Annotated in this window: 18 protein-coding genes; 4 read left to right on the top strand and 14 right to left on the bottom strand. The window is 61.1% G+C overall.

The genetic code is table 11. The features are described 5' to 3' along the window. Positions 1 to 29: 29 nt before the first annotated feature. The 6 genes from EJ576_RS27350 to EJ576_RS27325 all read right to left on the bottom strand — a co-directional run bounded on the left by EJ576_RS27350 (position 30) and on the right by EJ576_RS27325 (position 5014). Positions 30 to 980 carry a FecR domain-containing protein gene (locus EJ576_RS27350; RefSeq protein ID WP_126571574.1) on the bottom strand — a complete coding sequence of 317 codons (951 nt, stop codon included), beginning with the start codon at positions 978 to 980 and terminating at the stop codon, positions 30 to 32. Next, the gene (locus EJ576_RS27345; protein WP_126571573.1) at positions 977 to 1489 is read right to left on the bottom strand and encodes a sigma-70 family RNA polymerase sigma factor; all 513 of its coding nucleotides are present in this window, start codon (positions 1487 to 1489) and stop codon (positions 977 to 979) included. The genes EJ576_RS27350 and EJ576_RS27345 overlap by 4 nt, the downstream gene beginning before the upstream one ends. Before the next feature lie 396 nt (positions 1490 to 1885). Then, positions 1886 to 2311, bottom strand: coding sequence for a GNAT family N-acetyltransferase (locus tag EJ576_RS27340; protein ID WP_126571572.1), 426 nt, complete (start codon positions 2309 to 2311; stop codon positions 1886 to 1888). Between the two features lie 69 nt (positions 2312 to 2380). Further along, a complete protein-coding gene (locus EJ576_RS27335; RefSeq protein ID WP_126571571.1) occupies positions 2381 to 2644 on the bottom strand; it encodes a hypothetical protein in 264 nt (87 codons plus the stop codon). 304 nt (positions 2645 to 2948) lie between these two features. After that, entirely contained in the window at positions 2949 to 3440 is a 492-nt protein-coding gene (locus EJ576_RS27330; protein WP_126571570.1) for a GNAT family N-acetyltransferase, read from the bottom strand. Between the two features lie 158 nt (positions 3441 to 3598). Continuing rightward, positions 3599 to 5014 (bottom strand): cytosine permease, encoded by a 1416-nt coding sequence (locus tag EJ576_RS27325; protein WP_122728796.1) that lies wholly within the window; start codon positions 5012 to 5014, stop codon positions 3599 to 3601. 219 nt (positions 5015 to 5233) lie between these two features. Between EJ576_RS27325 and EJ576_RS27320 the strand changes: the two genes are divergently transcribed. Next, positions 5234 to 6145: a LysR substrate-binding domain-containing protein gene (locus EJ576_RS27320; protein WP_122728793.1), complete on the top strand. Its 912-nt coding sequence runs from the start codon at positions 5234 to 5236 to the stop codon at positions 6143 to 6145. Between the two features lie 104 nt (positions 6146 to 6249). On the opposite strand, the gene argE is transcribed toward EJ576_RS27320, so the two are convergent. From argE to EJ576_RS27295, 5 genes are all read right to left on the bottom strand, one after another. Further along, entirely contained in the window at positions 6250 to 7395 is a 1146-nt protein-coding gene (argE, locus tag EJ576_RS27315) for an acetylornithine deacetylase (protein WP_126571569.1), read from the bottom strand. Beyond that, positions 7392 to 8069 (bottom strand): DUF1028 domain-containing protein, encoded by a 678-nt coding sequence (locus EJ576_RS27310; RefSeq protein WP_126571568.1) that lies wholly within the window; start codon positions 8067 to 8069, stop codon positions 7392 to 7394. The genes argE and EJ576_RS27310 overlap by 4 nt, the downstream gene beginning before the upstream one ends. A 10-nt stretch (positions 8070 to 8079) precedes the next feature. Continuing rightward, the gene (locus EJ576_RS27305; RefSeq protein WP_016969085.1) at positions 8080 to 8490 is read right to left on the bottom strand and encodes a RidA family protein; all 411 of its coding nucleotides are present in this window, start codon (positions 8488 to 8490) and stop codon (positions 8080 to 8082) included. A 23-nt stretch (positions 8491 to 8513) separates the two neighbouring features. Continuing rightward, entirely contained in the window at positions 8514 to 9845 is a 1332-nt protein-coding gene (locus EJ576_RS27300; RefSeq protein WP_371923958.1) for a flavin-containing monooxygenase, read from the bottom strand. Positions 9846 to 9971: 126 nt separating this feature from the next. Beyond that, complete coding sequence (locus EJ576_RS27295) at positions 9972 to 10574, bottom strand: response regulator transcription factor (protein WP_028616609.1); 603 nt, start codon at positions 10572 to 10574, stop codon at positions 9972 to 9974. 116 nt (positions 10575 to 10690) lie between these two features. Between EJ576_RS27295 and EJ576_RS27290 the strand changes: the two genes are divergently transcribed. Next, complete coding sequence (locus EJ576_RS27290; protein WP_126571566.1) at positions 10691 to 12304, top strand: hybrid sensor histidine kinase/response regulator; 1614 nt, start codon at positions 10691 to 10693, stop codon at positions 12302 to 12304. On the opposite strand, the gene EJ576_RS27285 is transcribed toward EJ576_RS27290, so the two are convergent. Then, the gene (locus EJ576_RS27285) at positions 12294 to 12629 is read right to left on the bottom strand and encodes a hypothetical protein (RefSeq protein ID WP_126571565.1); all 336 of its coding nucleotides are present in this window, start codon (positions 12627 to 12629) and stop codon (positions 12294 to 12296) included. The genes EJ576_RS27290 and EJ576_RS27285 overlap by 11 nt on opposite strands. A 175-nt stretch (positions 12630 to 12804) precedes the next feature. Here EJ576_RS27285 and EJ576_RS27280 point away from each other — a divergent pair, with 175 nt between their 5' ends. After that, complete coding sequence (locus EJ576_RS27280; RefSeq protein ID WP_123478581.1) at positions 12805 to 13275, top strand: GNAT family N-acetyltransferase; 471 nt, start codon at positions 12805 to 12807, stop codon at positions 13273 to 13275. Positions 13276 to 13397: 122 nt separating this feature from the next. Here the strand turns inward: EJ576_RS27280 and EJ576_RS27275 are convergent, their stop codons facing one another. Then, on the bottom strand, positions 13398 to 13883 hold the full coding sequence (locus tag EJ576_RS27275; protein WP_068934253.1) for an HIT family protein: 486 nt from the start codon (positions 13881 to 13883) through the stop codon (positions 13398 to 13400). Positions 13884 to 14008: 125 nt separating this feature from the next. On the opposite strand from EJ576_RS27275, the gene EJ576_RS27270 reads away from it, so the two are divergent. Next, complete coding sequence (locus EJ576_RS27270) at positions 14009 to 14338, top strand: DHCW motif cupin fold protein (RefSeq protein WP_126571564.1); 330 nt, start codon at positions 14009 to 14011, stop codon at positions 14336 to 14338. Here the strand turns inward: EJ576_RS27270 and EJ576_RS27265 are convergent. Further along, a complete protein-coding gene (locus EJ576_RS27265) occupies positions 14325 to 15356 on the bottom strand; it encodes an NADP-dependent oxidoreductase (RefSeq protein WP_126571563.1) in 1032 nt (343 codons plus the stop codon). The genes EJ576_RS27270 and EJ576_RS27265 overlap by 14 nt on opposite strands. Positions 15357 to 15401: the final 45 nt, after the last annotated feature.

Below are 15401 nucleotides of genomic sequence, written 5' to 3'. Positions count from 1 at the left end.
GAAAAAGGGAACTGGCGGTTGAAGATTTTTTACTGCGGCCCGACCGATACCCACCACGGTAACGGCCGGTCGACCCGAATCGGTAGCGCCGCCTGCAACAGGTGCAGGGCATGATCGCTGTCTTTGAGCGGGAACGAACCCATCACCGGCAACTGCGCCACCGCGGGGTCGCAACCCAGATGGCCTGGGCGATAACGGTTGAGTTCGGCGATCAACTGCCCAAGCGGCATGTTGTCCGCCAACAGCACGCCACGGCTCCACGCTTCCCGCGCCGGGGAGGCCGTTGTGATGGGCTTGAAGCCGTCGCGGGTGAAGGATGCTTGCTGGCCCGTTTCGATGATGCGCACCTGCCGGTCTTGGGTGGTGACCTGCACGCGGCCTTCGAAGACATTGAGCTGGGTGTGATCGTCGCCTTGCAGCACACTGAAACGGGTACCCAGCGCCTGCATACGCCCGTATTCAGTGTCGACCAGGAACGGCCGACTGGCGTCCTTGGCTGTGTCGATCAATACCTCGCCAAAGCGCAGATGCAGCAACCGTTGCCTCGTATCAAATCGAACATCCAGCGCGCTCAATGCGTTCAGCCACACATGGCTACCATCGGCCAGCAGCGCATCGCGTGTTTCGCCGCTGGTGGTTGCATAGTCCGCGCTCCAGCCACCCACCAGCCGCGGCAGGGCGGTGTTGCGCCAGCTTCCCCAGGCCAGCGCCGAGCCGCCGCACAGCACCAACAGGGTCTTGAGCGTCTGACGCCGCGAACTGCGCAAGGCCCGGCTGGCACTCTGGGCTTGTTCCTGCAGCGGGGCAAAACGCTGACTTACCCGCTGCACATACTGCCAGGCCGCCAGGTGTTCGGGGTTTTGCGCGACCCAAGCTTGCCAGCGCAGTTGCTCCAGGGCGCTGCCCTGATCCTGCAGGCGCACATACCACTGTGCCGCCTGCTCCAGGCAGGCGTGACTGAGTTTGCCGGGGAGCGTCATAGCACCAGCATCCCGTCGAGCTCGGCTTCCAGGATCGCGCAATGCAACAGGGCCTGGGCCATGTACTTCTTGACCATGCGCTCGCCCACGCCAAGCTGCTCGGCGATCTGCTTGTAGGGCAGGCCATGCAGTTGGGCGAGCAGGAAGGCTTCGCTGACTTTCTTCGGCAGGCGCGCGAGCATGGCGTCTACCTCCACCAGCGTCTCGACGATGATCGCCCGCTGTTCCGGCGACGGTTGCAGCGCTTGAGGTTGTTCGGCCAGGGTTTGCAGCCACGCACGTTCGAGCTGGCGCCGGCGCCAATGGTCGATGCACAACCCGCGGGCGATGGTGGCCAGGTAGGAGCGCTGGCGTACGGGGTCGGTTTCGGCGGGTGGGCGGCTGAGAATCCGGACAAACGTGTCGTGGGCCAGGTCGGCGGCATCGCAGCGGTCGTTCAGGCGTCGACGCAGCAGGCCGAGCAGCCAGCTGTGGTGGGTGCCGTAGAGGTGGGAAAAAGAGGTCGACACACTGCCCGTCCAGCTCAAAAAGCGTGTAAATAAGAATTGGTCGCGATTAAAGCAAAGCGGCGGGCTGTGCGCAAATGATATTGGTTTGCTATCGGTAGGGCCTGGTTGTGTGGATCTATGCTAAAACGGCGGCTGACCTCGTTCCGAGCCTGGTTACGCAAGACCGCTTCATCACCCATCCTGATTCGCGATGCCCTCCCTTCGGACGCCTTATGTATCGGCGTGCTACCGCCTATGGTCAGGTCAGGCTATGACTTACCCGGCACCTTGCAGTCGTGCGGGTATTTTGATGCGCGTATGGCTTGGCCGACAGCGGGACACATGGCCACGCCCACGACATCGACCGAGAGTTGCTCGAATTCACGCAGGACTTTGCCGGCCTGGGCTGGCAAGACATCAAAGTGATTTAGACAAAAACACCCGGCTGCTGCCCTCAGGCTCGCAGGGCACTTCACCGAATTTCACCCAACCGTGCTTCTCGTAGAACCCTGGCGCCTGGAAGCTCAGGGTATAGAGCACCGCGTTGCGAGAACCCCGACGCCGGGCTTCGTCTTCGAAGGCTTGCAGCAATTGGCTGCCCAAGCCCGAACCCCGCAGGTGTTCAGGCAGGTGGAAGAGGTCGAGAAAGGCCATGCCCTGCGTGGTTTTACCGGTGATGCCGCCGAGGATCTGATCCGTTTCGGTGTCTTTGATCAGCACCATCAGCGGCCTGCGATCGTTGTAGCCGGTGATGCTTTCGTTAAATGCCGCCAGCCCGCTGCCTAGGATGCGTTCGGCTTCGGGGTTGGGTTGGTCGCTGATCTCAATTGAAGGTGCAGTCATCGTTGCATCTCACCAGGTGCGTGTTGAACGGCCCAGGCAGGTGCGCACTGCCTTGGGCCGCCAATGGTCTTACGCCCGCTCCCAGCGTCCCTCGCCATCGGCCTTGATCTCGAAATCTATAGGCTCGCGGTAAGGATCACCCAAGGGCGCATAGTGTCCGTTGCCGGCAGACTGCGTCGGTTGCCAGCTTTGGGTGTTGTGATCGAAGTATTCGGCATCATCTCCCGCCGACTGATCAAGGGGGTTATGCCTGGGTTTGTCGCTATCGATCCTGCCGATTTCGAATGCCTGATACATCGAAGCGAAAGGGTTCAATCCACCAATTGAAGACATGAGTACACCTCTGTGATGAAAATAAAAATACCCTGATGGGCGCATCGCAGGCTATCGAGCGCCGGCAAGTCATTCAATGAGGTGTTTTCACGGGGATGTAACGGGCTGAAACCAGCCTCGGGTCCGTACACGCAGTCGGTTGTGAGACTGTAGGCCATGTCTTGTTTATCGTGTGTGGTCTCAAGTCTGGCGTCAGAGATTGGAGCCGCGCCCCAGCTTTTTGCGGATTGAAATACATTGATCTTTTGAGCTGTCGCTACGCCTTAGATGTCTCGACACACAATCGGAACCCACCTGCGGTGCTCTAGAGCGCCATCATCATCTCATGCCACGCCATTCCGCCATGGTCGGAAGGTGAGGGGGTGGTGTAGTGGTAGCCCATGCGCTTGTACAACGGCACGTGTTGTTCTTTGCACATCAAGTGGATCGTCTGCTTGCCCATGTCGCGCATGCGCTGCACGAATTCGGTCATCAACGCCTTGGAATAGCCCTTGCCCTGCTGCGCCGGGTCGACCACCACCGACATGATCACCACATTCGGCGCCTCGGCCGAATGGCCCACCAACTCCTTGAACGCCTCGTCCGACATCACCACGTCATAGGCGCAACCGCAGTTGATGAAACCCACGGTTTGGCCCTCGGCCTCCAAGATCAAAAAGCCTTGCGGGTACTGCGCAATGCGCGTGGCGATCTTTTCCAGTGTCGCGGCTTCGTCGCCTTCGTAGGCGCTTGTTTCGATTTCAAAGCATTGGGCAGCGTCGGCGGGGTGGGCATTGCGGAAGGTGAGGGCGGGCATGGTCTTTCCTGAGGCACTAAGCGAAAGGTTCTATCATAGAGAAACATCACGTGCCTGGCACTGAAACGCTATCGCCGGTAGGAGCCAATGCACACTCATCGCAACCAGAAAACCCGCCAAAGCGGGTTTCCTTCACAGCTCAATCCAAAACAGCCGGATTAAATCTCCCCTACCAACTTTCCCCCCTCCATCCGGCGCTTATACGCACTGTCCCGGCTCGCCAACCAGAAATACAACGGCGACGTCACCACCAACCCCACCACCCAGGACAAGTCCGCCCCGTTGATGTGTTCCGAAATCGGCCCCACATACAGCGGCGTGTTCATAAATGGAATCTGCACCACAATGCCAACCGCATACGCCAACAGCGCCTGTGGGTTATACCGCCCGTAAATCCCGCCATCCACGCGGAAGATCGAGGCAATGTCGTACTTGCCCTTATGAATCGCATAGAAGTCGATCAGGTTGATCGCCGTCCATGGCACCAGCACGACCAGCAACACCAACACCATGTCGACGAAATGGCCAATGAAGTCTTTCGAGGCAAACACGGCTGCAATCGCACAGGCGGCCAATACCAGAATCGAAATCACCGCACGACTTTTCGCCGTTGGAATCCAGCGGTAGGCAAAGGTCTGCACCAGGGTGATGATCGACAGTACGGCACCGTACAGGTTGAGCGCGTTATGGCTGATCACGCTGAGCAGGAACAGCACCAGCATCAGGGGCCCAATCGCCCCAGTGGCGAGTTTGACGGCGTCCATGGTATCCATCCCCACCGGAGTCGCCAGCACGGCGACCGCGCCGAAGATGAACGACAGGCTGGAGCCCAGCGCCGAGCCGAGGTAGGTGGTCCAGAAGGTGGACGCAACCGGCACGTCAGCCGGTAGGTAGCGCGAGTAGTCCGACACGTAGGGGGCAAATGCGATTTGCCACAGGGCCGCCAGGGACACGGTCGCCAGCACGCCTGCGATGTTGAATTCGCCGCGTGTCAGGAAGTCCGTGGTCTGTACGTGGGTAAATATGTAGCCGAAGCCCAGCACGATCCCGGCGCCCAGCACCCAGGTGCCGATGCGGTTGAGCACGTGGATGAAGCGGTAGCCGATGATGCCGATGATCCCGGAACCAATGGCGCCGATCACGATGCCCACCGGCACGGGCACCGCGTCGACCACGCCGTGCAGGGATTTACCCGCGAGCACGATGTTGGAGGCGAAGAAACCGATGTACATCACGCCGGCGATCACCACCACCAGCAAGGCGCCGAGGGAGCCGAACTGGGCGCGGCTCTGGATCATTTGCGGGATGCCCATTTGCGGGCCCTGGGCTGAGTGCAGCGCCATCAGCACGCCGCCGACCAGGTGGCCGATGAGGATGGCGACGATGCCCCAGAGGAGGTTGAGGTGGAACAGTTGCACACCCAGCGCACCCGTGACGATCGGCAGCGGCGCAATATTGCCGCCGAACCACAGGGTGAACAGGTCTCTTACCTTTCCATGGCGATCTTCCGGGGGCACGTATCCAATCGTGTGTTTTTCGATAAGCGGGGCGGAGGATGTTGCAGTGGTGACCATGACGAACTCCAAGGCAAGGTGAGTACGTTGACGTACTTCGCTGTGCGCCACGTGCGCGGCGCTTTGTTGTTGGAGTGATGATCTGCAATGGACACGGGGAGGTAAATTAGTAAGTTTGTTGCTATAGACCTTAAAAAATATAGCTCGCAGCCTTGCCGCGCTCCGGTATGTTGCCTACACCTGTTTAGCGGGCGAAGTCCCACGTTTCTGGAGGTCCCGATGGCTGCGTACAACCTGCGCCAACTCAGATATTTCGTCACTACGGCCGAATGCGGCAGCGTCGCCGAGGCCTCGCGCAAGCTGTACATCGCGCAGCCGTCGGTGTCCACGGCGATCAAGCAGTTGGAAGACAGCTTTGGCGTGCAGCTGTTTATCCGTCATCACGCCCAGGGGGTGTCGCTGACGCCCAGCGGCGCACGCTTCTATCGCAAGGCCCTGGAGTTGCTGCGCGTAGCCCATGAGTTCGAGCAGAACGCCCTCGCGGACAATGACGTGGTGGCGGGGCAAATCGATATCGGCTGCTTTGAAACCGTGGCGCCGTTGTACCTGCCCCGCTTGATCGCCGGCTTCAAGGCGCGTTGGCCGGGGGTGGAGATCCGCATTCGTGATGGCGAGCAGCAGGAACTGGTGCAGGCGTTGACGGCAGGCAGTATCGACGTGGCGATGCTGTTCGAACATGACCTGGGCGCGACCATCGAAACCACGCCATTGATGCCGCCGCAGCAGCCATATGCGCTGTTGCCGGCGGATCATCGTTTCGCGCAGCAGGCCAAGGTCTCACTGGCGGACCTAGTGCTGGAACCGATGATCTTGCTGGATGTGCTGCCGAGTCGCACCTACTTCGTGAGCATCTTTGAAGAGCGCGGGCTGACGCCGAATATCGTGTTCAGCTCGCCGTCCATCGAGATGGTGCGGGGGATGGTGGGGCGGGGGTTCGGGTTTTCCATCCTGGTGACCAAGCCGTTTACCGAATACACCTACGATGGCCAGAAAGTGGTGTGTGTGCCGTTGGCAGAAACGGTGACCGGTTCAGGCTTGTCGGCAGTCTGGCTTCGCCGCGCGCCGTTGACCAAGCCGGTGCAACTGTTTGTCGATTACTGCCGCGAAGAACTCGCCCGACTCCTCGCCTAGGGCTCCGGCCGTAGGAACCGAGCTTTTGTAGTGAGCGAGCTTGCCTCGCACGGGGCAAGCCCACTCACCACAAAAACAAGGCCACAGGGATTTGCATGAAGTGTTCAGGCGCGAATCGAGTCCAGCATCCGCCCCAGCATAGCGTCACACCCCGCCAGTTGCTCCAGGCTGACAAACTCATCCGGCTTATGCCCCTGGTCCATGCTCCCCGGTCCGCACACCACCGTGGGAACGCCCACGGCGTCAAACAACCCACCTTCAGTGCCAAACGCCACCGTGCCGAACGCCCGCGAGCCGGAAAACGCCGCGATCAACTCCGCCGCCTGGCTGCGCTCATCGGTGACCAAGCCTGGGTAGGCCGACAACTCAGTAAAGTGAATCGCACTCTGCGCACTCACCGCCTGCATGCGCGGCAACACCTGCTGCTCGGCGTAGGCCTTCAGTTCTTCAGCCACTTCGGCGGGGTCCTGCGACGGCAACGCACGCACTTCAAAATCGAACCGGCAATCCGCCGGGACGATATTCAGGGCCTTGCCACCGCTGATCACACCGGTTTGCACCGTGCTGAACGGCGGATCAAACCGCGCATCCTGGGTCTCCCGCAGCCGCTGGCCAATCCGTCCCAGCTCACCAATCAGCTCGGCAGCATGCTCAATCGCATTCACGCCATACGGTGAGTAGGCCGAATGGCATGCCTCGCCGTGCACGTCGCAGCGCATCGCCAACTTGCCCTTGTGGCCGAGCACCGGCTTGAGTTCGGTCGGTTCGCCGATGATGCACAGCATGGGTTTCACTGGCCGTTCTTCAAGCACCTTGAGTAACGAACGCACGCCCAGGCAACCGACTTCTTCGTCATAGGACAGTGCGATGTGCACCGGCATCCGCAACGGCGCCGCGACCAACGCCGGCACCAGTGCCAACACGCAGGCGATATAACCCTTCATGTCGGCGGTGCCGCGCCCGAACAGCTTGCCGTCGCGTTCGGTCAGCTCGAACGGCGGTACGGTCCAGGGCTGGCCGTCCACCGGTACCACATCGGTGTGCCCCGACAGCACGATCCCCGGCAACTCAACCGGACCCACGCTGGCAAACAAATTGGCCTTGCTGTGATCTTCGTTGTAGACCAACTCGCTGGATACCCCGAAACCGGCCAGGTAATCGCGTACAAACTCGATCAGTTGCAGGTTGGATTCGCGGCTGGTGGTGTCAAACCCCACCAGCGCCTGCAGCAGTTCGCGGCTGGCGCTCATCGGTCATCTCCGGCCACGCCGTAGCCAGGGGAGCGGTCCGGGGCAAGGGCGCGGTCGATGTAGTCCTGCACTTGCGGGCGATAGGCCTCCCAGAGCTTTTGCAATTCAAGGATCGGTTGTTCATCGGCCCAATCCACGCGCAGGTTGATGATCGGCCAGGTCAGTTCGCCCACCACCACCAGCGCGGCGGAGTGCACCGGGCCGGCTTCGCCCCCGGCGGCGATGGCGGCATGCATCGCCGCTAGCAACCGGTCCGCCAACTGGCCTTCACCTTGCTCGAAGGCCGTGATCATCGCCTCGATCACCGTGCGTTCGGCGAGCATGTTGCCCGCCGCCACACATTGTTCGCCCGACACGGCGTTATGGGTGCCGAGGGTTTCGCTGCCGCTGAAATGCACGCTGCGGCCCAGGTGATCAATCGCCGTCAGTTGCCGGTACTGGCTGTAACCGTTGCGCGTCAGCGCCTTGTCGACCGCATCGGCGGGGGCGAGGCCTTGCTCCAACAGGTCCAGCACGTCCGGGCCCAGGGCCGGGAGGGTGATGTTCTGGGTCGACACCGCGCCCACGCCGGGCCGCAGCCACGGGCAACGGGCACCTACGGCAATGCTCGATGAGCTGATGGCAATGCCCAGCTGGCCGGTTTCGGCACAACGGCCGACGATTGAAAAGGTCATGTGCGGCTCCTTACTCTGGAATAACGGCGATCACATCGATTTCCATCAACCACTGCGGCTGACCGAGCGCCGATACGACCAGCCCGGTGGAAATCGGGAACACGCCCTTGAGCCATTTGCCGACTTCCTGATACACCGGCTCGCGGTAGCGCGGGTCGATCAGGTAGGTGGTGGTCTTGACGATATGCGACAGGTCGGAACCGGCCTCTTCCAGCAGTTGCTTGACGTTTTTCATCGCTTGCTCAGCCTGGGCGCGCGGGTCGCCAAGGCCGATCAGGTTACCTTCGAAATCCGTGCCCACCTGGCCGCGCACGTACACGGTATTGCCGGCACGTACGGCCTGGCACAGGTCGTTGTCCAGGCTCTGGTTAGGGTAGGTTTCCTTGGTGTTGAACATGCGGATGCGAGTGTGAGTAGGCATCAAAAACTCCGGCAATAAAGGGATCAGGCGCTGACAGGGGAGGGACGAACCACCGGGGCGGCTTCGCGGTATTCAAGGTATTGACGCTGGATGGCGATGTGGTCGGCCACATACTTGGCGTCATGCCAGACGCCCCAGATAAACGATGAACCCCGACGCGATTGCCATGGCAAGCCGAGGAAGTAGATCCCGGCTTCGCTGGACACGCCGCGCTGGTGCTGGGGCTTGCCGGCTTCGTCGAAGGCGGCGACCTTCAGCCAGCTGTAGTCCACGGCAAACCCGGTGGCCCAGATGATCGAGGTGACACCGGCCTTGGCCAGGTCCAGTTCCAGGATCGGGTGCTTGATGCAGTCGGCGTCAGGGAATACGCGACGGGCTTCGGGCTCCAGCGGCAGATCGACGCCGTTACGCTCGATATAGGCGTCGGCTGCGTCCAACAGGGCCAGGTAGTTTTCATCGCCGCGTGCCAGGTTTTCCACCAGGTTCGGCTGGAAGCTGGCGACACTGCCGTTGAAGGCTTGCGTGAGGCCGACCAGGGTCATGCCTTGCTGGGCCAGCTCACGGAAGTCGATGGTCTTGCCGCCGTGTGCGCCGCTGACCGCGATGGTCACGTGCTCACGGCCGGGTTTCATGGCCGCCTGGTCCCACTCGCCCAGCACCCCCAGCCACCAGCAGAAGTCGCGATTGCGATAGGCGCGGGGCGGGCGGTCGTGGGCACCGACCGAGAGATACACCTGGCGTCCGGAGCGCTGCAATTCATCGGCGATCTGCACGCCGGAGGAACCCGCGCCCACCACCAGCACCGCACCGGCCGGCAATTGCGCGGGGTTGCGGTAGTCGGCGGAGTGGATCTGGTGCAGCGCGCTGTCTTTCGGCGCGATGGCCGGAATCACTGGTTTTTGGAACGGCCCGGTGGCGGCGACCACACGGTTGGCCTCGATCACGCCTTCGCTGGTGTGCACGGTAAAGCCTGGGCGGCCGACATTACGCACCACGGACAGCACATCCACGCCGGTACGGATCGGCGCATTGAACTTGCGGGCATAGGCTTCAAAGTAATCCGCCACATGCTCTTTCGGCGCAAATCCATCCGGAGCGACCGTGTCGAATTCCAGCCCCGGAAAGCGGTCATGCCAGGCCGGCCCATTGGCCACCAGCGAATCCCAACGCCCGGTGCGCCAGCGCTCGGCGATACGGCTGCGCTCCAGCACCAAGTGGGGCACCCCTTGCTTGCTCAGATGCTCGCTCATGGCCACGCCAGCTTGGCCGGCGCCTACCACCAGCGTGTCTGTTTTTGTTATTGCTTGAGTCATGTCTCTGTCCTTGCGTAATGCAGTTGGATTCAGCGTTGGCATGACTTCAAGGCTAGGGGGAGGGGGGTTATAAATAAAATATTATTAAGCTGGGAAGTGAGCATAAATATCGGATGCAGGGCTGACCAAGCGACTGGCAAGCAGCGTCTTTGGTGAACCCGCTTACCACTAAAACTCCCCGGAATACTTCACCGCTGCCGCCGCCCGCGACGGCACATCCAGCGTGCGCAACAACGACGACACATGGATGCGCACGGTAAACGGCGAGATATCCAGGGCCTTGGCGATTTCCTTGTTGGTCTTGCCTTGGGCGATCAGGCGCAGCACGTCCTGCTGGCGGGCGGTGAGGGTGTGGGTGTCCAGCGGCAGCAGGCCGGAGGGGGCGAACTTGACCAGCACTTCGCCTTCGCGGATGGCCAGCAGGGCCTGGCCGATCTCATCGGGGGCGATGTTCTTGCCAATGAAGCCATCTGCGCCCAGGGCCATGACCTGATCGATCAATGCCGGGTCATCCACCATCGACACCACGATCAACGTGGTGCGCCGCAGTTGCTGGCGCAGGTCGACCAGTTGGCTCATGCAGGTCAGGCCGGGGAAGCGCAGGTCGAGGATCAGGGTATCGACCTCGCCGCCTTCTCGGATCAGCGCGAGCACCGTTTCCAGGTCGCCAGCTTCCTGCATCAAAGCGTCCGGCAGTATGCGCTGTACGGTGCGCAACATGGCCTCGCGAAACATCGGGTGATCGTCGGCGATGATGATGCGACCGGTCATAGGAGTGCTCCTTCCTGGGGCAAGGCTGTGCAGTTGCATGCTACCTTACCACCGCGCCCTGGGCCTGCCTGGGGTGTGTGAAGGAATTGATGACTGCCGCACAAGGACGTAACCCCATGAGCCTTGATACCAACTCCGAACTCGATCAAGCCAACCTGCGCATTGTGGTGGCCAGCATTGCCATTGTGTATATCGGCGCGCTGGGCTTCCTGCCCGGACAGTCGGTGGACACCTACCTGCCGGTGATCCTGTATATCTTCCTGTTCCTGCTGGCCTCCATAGTCTTGCGCCAGGTGATTGTGCGCTGGCCCGGGCATTATCCGGCGCGGCGGATCTTCGGCATGCTTCACGACTACACCGGCACCTCGTTCGGTATGGTGGTCGGCGGCGAGGCGGCCTTGCCATTGTATGCGGTGATGGTGTGGGTCAACCTCGGCAATGGCATGCGCTACGGCTCGCGATACCTGGCGATTGCCACGGCGTTGGCGTTGCTGGCGCTGCTGATCGTGTATCGCCTCACGCCGGTGTGGCAGGCGCAACCTTTCATGGTGCTGATGCTGATGATCACCAGCACGGTGATCCCGGTGTACGCGCACATTCTGCTGGAGCGCACGCGCAAGGCGTCCGAGCAAGCCATCGCCGCCAACCTCGAAAAATCGCGCTTCCTCGCCCAGGCCAGCCACGACCTGCGCCAGCCCATTCACTCCATCGGTTTGTTCACTGCGTGCCTGCGCGAAGCCCGGTTGGGTGATGAAGAACGGCGGCTGGTGGACAATATCGACCGTTCCTTGCTCAACGTGTCGCAACTGTTCCGCTCGATACTGGACCTCTATACCCTCGACAACGGCCGCCTGCTGCCCAAGTACCAAGCGGTGCACCTGGGTGAGTTCCTCGCCGACCTGGTGCGCCAGAACGCCGAGGCCGCGCGCTGGGCGGGTGTGGAATTGCGCCTGCGGCCGTGCGCGCACTGGGTGCTGGTCGACCCGGCGCTGTTGGCGACCATGGTGCAGAACGTGCTGTCCAATTGCTTCAAATATGGCGCGCATCGTCCGGTGCTGATCGGCGTGCGCATTCGCGACGGCGGCTTGGCGGTAGAGATTCATGACCGGGGGCGAGGGATTGCCGAGGAGCATCTGTCAAAGGTCTTCGAGGAGTTTTATCGGGTACGCCACCTGCGTGACAAAGACGTCGAAGGCGTGGGCCTCGGGCTGTCCATCGTCAAGCGCCTGGGGCAGTTGATGGGGGTTCAAGTGAGCCTGCGTTCACGGGTGGGTCATGGCACTTCCGTAAGCCTGTATGGCCTTACCCTGGCCACCGCGCCGCGAGCAACGGCACCGCGTGATGACACGCGCCAGGCTGGGTTGCTCACCGGGTTGAAGGTGTGCCTGGTGGAAGATGACCACAACGTGTTGCTCGCCACCCAGGCGCTGCTGGAGCGCTGGGGGTGCGAAGTGCAGGCGGCGTCCTCGGGGCGTGATCTGGTCAGTGATTGCGACATCATCGTCGCTGACTACGATCTGGGTAACCACGCCACCGGTATCGAATGCATTGATGCCCTGCGCGAACAACGTGGTTGGGCGGTCCCGGCGCTGATCCTCACCGGGCACGATGTGGAGAAAATCCAGGCCGCGTTGCACGACCGTCAGATCGCCATTCTCTCCAAGCCTGTGCGCCCCGCTGAACTGCGCGGTGTTCTGCGGGACCTGAGCCAGGAGGCGGTTACTGGGTGAAGCCCTGAAGGGGGTTACCGCGTGCACCTTTGGGCTGGCAGTAGGCGGCAGGCTTCATCAGCCCAAAGCTCGCCACCGCGAACGCACCACCGCTGGCACCGCTGGGCACCGAGCAGTTGTACTCGCCGGATGCCGCGCTGGCGACGTAGTAGGTGGTCATCGAGTCGCTGCGCACATTGGAGATACGCTTGACCGGCTCACCCAGGTTGGTTTCCGACAGCGTCTTGAGGTGGTCTTCGGTAGGCTTGATGTTGCTGCAGCCGGCCATGCCGATGATCAGGGCACCCAACAGGGTAAGACGGGTAACAGAGGATTGCAGTTTCATGGTGCTTCTTCCTTGGGGTTGTTATGGTTTTTCCAGCGCACAACGCGCCCACGCGCAAGAGATGCACGGTGCCGGAGTAGCGCTGGAAGTGTCGGGGAATATAGCGCCGCAGGGGGGAGGGGTCGATTAGCACAAGTGTGCTAATGGCACGATGATTTCATGGAAGGAGCGTGAAATGCTGGAGATAAAACGGGCTGTCCCAGAACACGCCCAGGTGGCGTTCGACATCCGCTTGCAGGCCATTCGCGGCCAATGCATCGGCGCGTACACGCGCGAGCAAATGCTGCTGTGGACGCGGGGTAAGGCCGAAGATGGTTACAGCGCGCTGATGGATAAACCGTTTTACCTGGGGTGGGTGGACGGTCAGGCGGTCGTCACTGGAATGCTTGATCCGGACAACAATGAAGTCGGCGCGCTGTTCGTCCTGCCGGATTACACCGGGTGCGGCTATGGCAAGGCGATGCTGGATTTTCTAGAGGACCAGGCGCATAAGCGGGGCATCCCCACCTTGGTGCTGGATTCGACGCTGAATGCGGTGGGTTTCTACCGCGCGCACGGGTATGCGGGAGATGAGCAGGCCGTCTATCACTCACCATCAGGGTTGCAGTTGGCCTGTATCCCGATGACTAAACACCTTACGACCTGACACCCTGCCCCTGTAGGAGCCGGCTTGCCGGCGAAAAAATCACGGACGCCGCACTCATCCAGAACACCAGTGTCATCGTTGACGATTTTCGCTGGCAAGCCAGCGCCTACAGTGGAACTGTTTCAATCATCAAAACGTGCCTGTAGGCGTTCGATGACCTGCGCCACCGAGGCTCCGTGGATTACCGGTGGTGTGAGGCTCTCGCCAAACTCACGCCACACAAACAGCGTTAACTCAGCGCCATCGGTCAACGTTTGCGTCGGGGGCTGCGAGCCAAAATCCTGCAGCAAGCGATACCGATCATCCCGCCAGAATGCTTCCTCCACCCAGTCGTACACCGGTATGAAATGAAAATGCAGCGGGAATCCCGGCATGTGTCCATAGCGGCTGATGTACAGCCATTTCGGTTTGAGCTGCGCTTCTACCACTCGCTGGGTTTTCGCCAGCAGCCCACCCAACTCCGCCAGCGCCGCTTCCGGCATGTCGGCCAGGGAATGGATCGGTGTCTTGGCGCCCAACATCAGGTAACCGGGCAACGCCGAGGCCAGGTGGTGGTTGAGCAGCCAGTGTTCGGTTTCGTGAAGGATGTACGCGGGGTCGATGTGCATAAGCGAATCCAGGGGAGCGTTGCGAGCAGGATACCTGTATCCCAGAAAAGCGTTTGATCTGTGCCTATCGCCCGTTGCTCCAGATGATTAGCCTCAAGCCTCGCTAAACAACCATCGAGCCCACCATGGAACTCACTGCCGTCCCTTTTGGCACCACCGACTGGTCTACTGTCGAACGTGCCATTCACCCAGGCATTACCGGCAATGCGTTATGGCGCACCTGCCACTTCGGCACAACCCGCGTGCGCATGGTCGAATATACCCCCGGCTACCTTGCGGATCACTGGTGCTGGAGAGGGCATATTCTGTTGTGCCTTGAAGGCGAGTTGCACACCGAATTGGAAGACGGCCGTCAGTTCACCCTGACGGCCGGAATGAGTTACCAGGTGGGCAATGACATGGAAGGCCATCGCTCATCGACGACTAGTGGGGCGAAGCTGTTTATTGTGGATTGAGGCGCACGATCAACTTGCCGAAATTGCGACCTTCCAGCAGCCCGATGAACGCTTCGGGTGCCCGCGCCAGTCCGTCGACAATGTCCTCGCGCCATTTGAGTTTGCCTTCGGCGATCCACTGCGCGGCGTCGTGCAGGAATTTGTCCTGCTGCTGATCGACAAACTCGGTCTGGATAAACCCACGCACGGTCAGGCTCTTGGCGAGAATGTCATGCATCGTTGCAGGCAATCGGTCCGTCGTTGCTTCTTGAAGGGCGCCATCGTTGTAATGAGCGATCAGCCCGCACACGGGTATACGCGCAAAATCATTGAGCAGCGGTCGCACGGCATCCCAGACAGGTCCGGCGACGTTCTCAAAGTACACGTCGATACCATGGGGGCACGCCTTGGCCAGCTGTTCGGCAAAGTCCGCTGCGTGATGGTCAATGACCGCATCAAAGCCGAGTTCGTCTTTCACGAATGCGCACTTATCCGCTCCCCCGGCAATGCCCACGGCACGAGCACCGTGCAGGCGGGCGATCTGGCCGACCACTGAACCGACTGCACCGCTGGCGGCTGCGACGACTACGGTGTCGCCGGGTTTGGGTTTGCCGATATTGAGCAGGCCAGCGTAGGCCGTGAAGCCCGGCATGCCCAGCACGCCGAGGGCGGTGGTCAGCGGTGCGACGCCTGGGTCCAGGCGGCGCAGGTCTTGTCCGTCAGACAGCGCGAAGCGCTGCCAGCCGGCGTAGGCCAATACGATATCGCCTGCGTGCCAATCGGCGTGACGTGAGTGCTTGATACGCGCCACGGTGCCGCCGACCATCACCTCACCGATGCCCACCGGCTCGGCATACGATTTGGCTGCACTCATGCGCCAGCGCATGTAAGGGTCGAGAGACAGGTAAAGGTTTTCCAGCAGCACCTGTCCATCGTTCTGCTCGGGGATCGGTGCGTACTCAAGGCGGAAATCGCTGGTTTTCGGGCGACCTTCGGGGCGAGCGGCCAATACGACGCGGGGGTTCTGGAGGTTATCCATGATGTTTCTACTCACTGATTGAACAGGCTGAGCAGCGTAGTCATA

This window comes from Pseudomonas sp. C 49-2, assembly GCF_003970195.1.
GTDB classification, from domain to species: Bacteria; Pseudomonadota; Gammaproteobacteria; order Pseudomonadales; family Pseudomonadaceae; genus Aquipseudomonas; species Aquipseudomonas canadensis.
The sequence above is the reverse complement of the archived record's forward strand: the minus strand, read 5'-3'. Positions and strand labels throughout refer to the sequence as shown.

Coding starts and splice junctions, on each gene's coding strand:
- EJ576_RS27280 (WP_123478581.1), top strand. CDS start 12,805: ATGCTGGAGATAAAACGGGCTGTCCCAGAACACGCCCAGGTGGCGTTC.
- EJ576_RS27305 (WP_016969085.1), bottom strand. CDS start 8,490: ATGCCTACTCACACTCGCATCCGCATGTTCAACACCAAGGAAACCTAC.
- EJ576_RS27285 (WP_126571565.1), bottom strand. CDS start 12,629: ATGAAACTGCAATCCTCTGTTACCCGTCTTACCCTGTTGGGTGCCCTG.
- EJ576_RS27270 (WP_126571564.1), top strand. CDS start 14,009: ATGGAACTCACTGCCGTCCCTTTTGGCACCACCGACTGGTCTACTGTC.
- EJ576_RS27300 (WP_371923958.1), bottom strand. CDS start 9,845: ATGCCAACGCTGAATCCAACTGCATTACGCAAGGACAGAGACATGACT.
- EJ576_RS27325 (WP_122728796.1), bottom strand. CDS start 5,014: ATGGTCACCACTGCAACATCCTCCGCCCCGCTTATCGAAAAACACACG.
- EJ576_RS27330 (WP_126571570.1), bottom strand. CDS start 3,440: ATGCCCGCCCTCACCTTCCGCAATGCCCACCCCGCCGACGCTGCCCAA.
- EJ576_RS27335 (WP_126571571.1), bottom strand. CDS start 2,644: ATGTCTTCAATTGGTGGATTGAACCCTTTCGCTTCGATGTATCAGGCA.
- EJ576_RS27320 (WP_122728793.1), top strand. CDS start 5,234: ATGGCTGCGTACAACCTGCGCCAACTCAGATATTTCGTCACTACGGCC.
- EJ576_RS27295 (WP_028616609.1), bottom strand. CDS start 10,574: ATGACCGGTCGCATCATCATCGCCGACGATCACCCGATGTTTCGCGAG.
- EJ576_RS27340 (WP_126571572.1), bottom strand. CDS start 2,311: ATGACTGCACCTTCAATTGAGATCAGCGACCAACCCAACCCCGAAGCC.
- EJ576_RS27310 (WP_126571568.1), bottom strand. CDS start 8,069: ATGACCTTTTCAATCGTCGGCCGTTGTGCCGAAACCGGCCAGCTGGGC.
- EJ576_RS27265 (WP_126571563.1), bottom strand. CDS start 15,356: ATGGATAACCTCCAGAACCCCCGCGTCGTATTGGCCGCTCGCCCCGAA.
- argE (WP_126571569.1), bottom strand. CDS start 7,395: ATGAGCGCCAGCCGCGAACTGCTGCAGGCGCTGGTGGGGTTTGACACC.
- EJ576_RS27275 (WP_068934253.1), bottom strand. CDS start 13,883: ATGCACATCGACCCCGCGTACATCCTTCACGAAACCGAACACTGGCTG.
- EJ576_RS27350 (WP_126571574.1), bottom strand. CDS start 980: ATGACGCTCCCCGGCAAACTCAGTCACGCCTGCCTGGAGCAGGCGGCA.
- EJ576_RS27290 (WP_126571566.1), top strand. CDS start 10,691: ATGAGCCTTGATACCAACTCCGAACTCGATCAAGCCAACCTGCGCATT.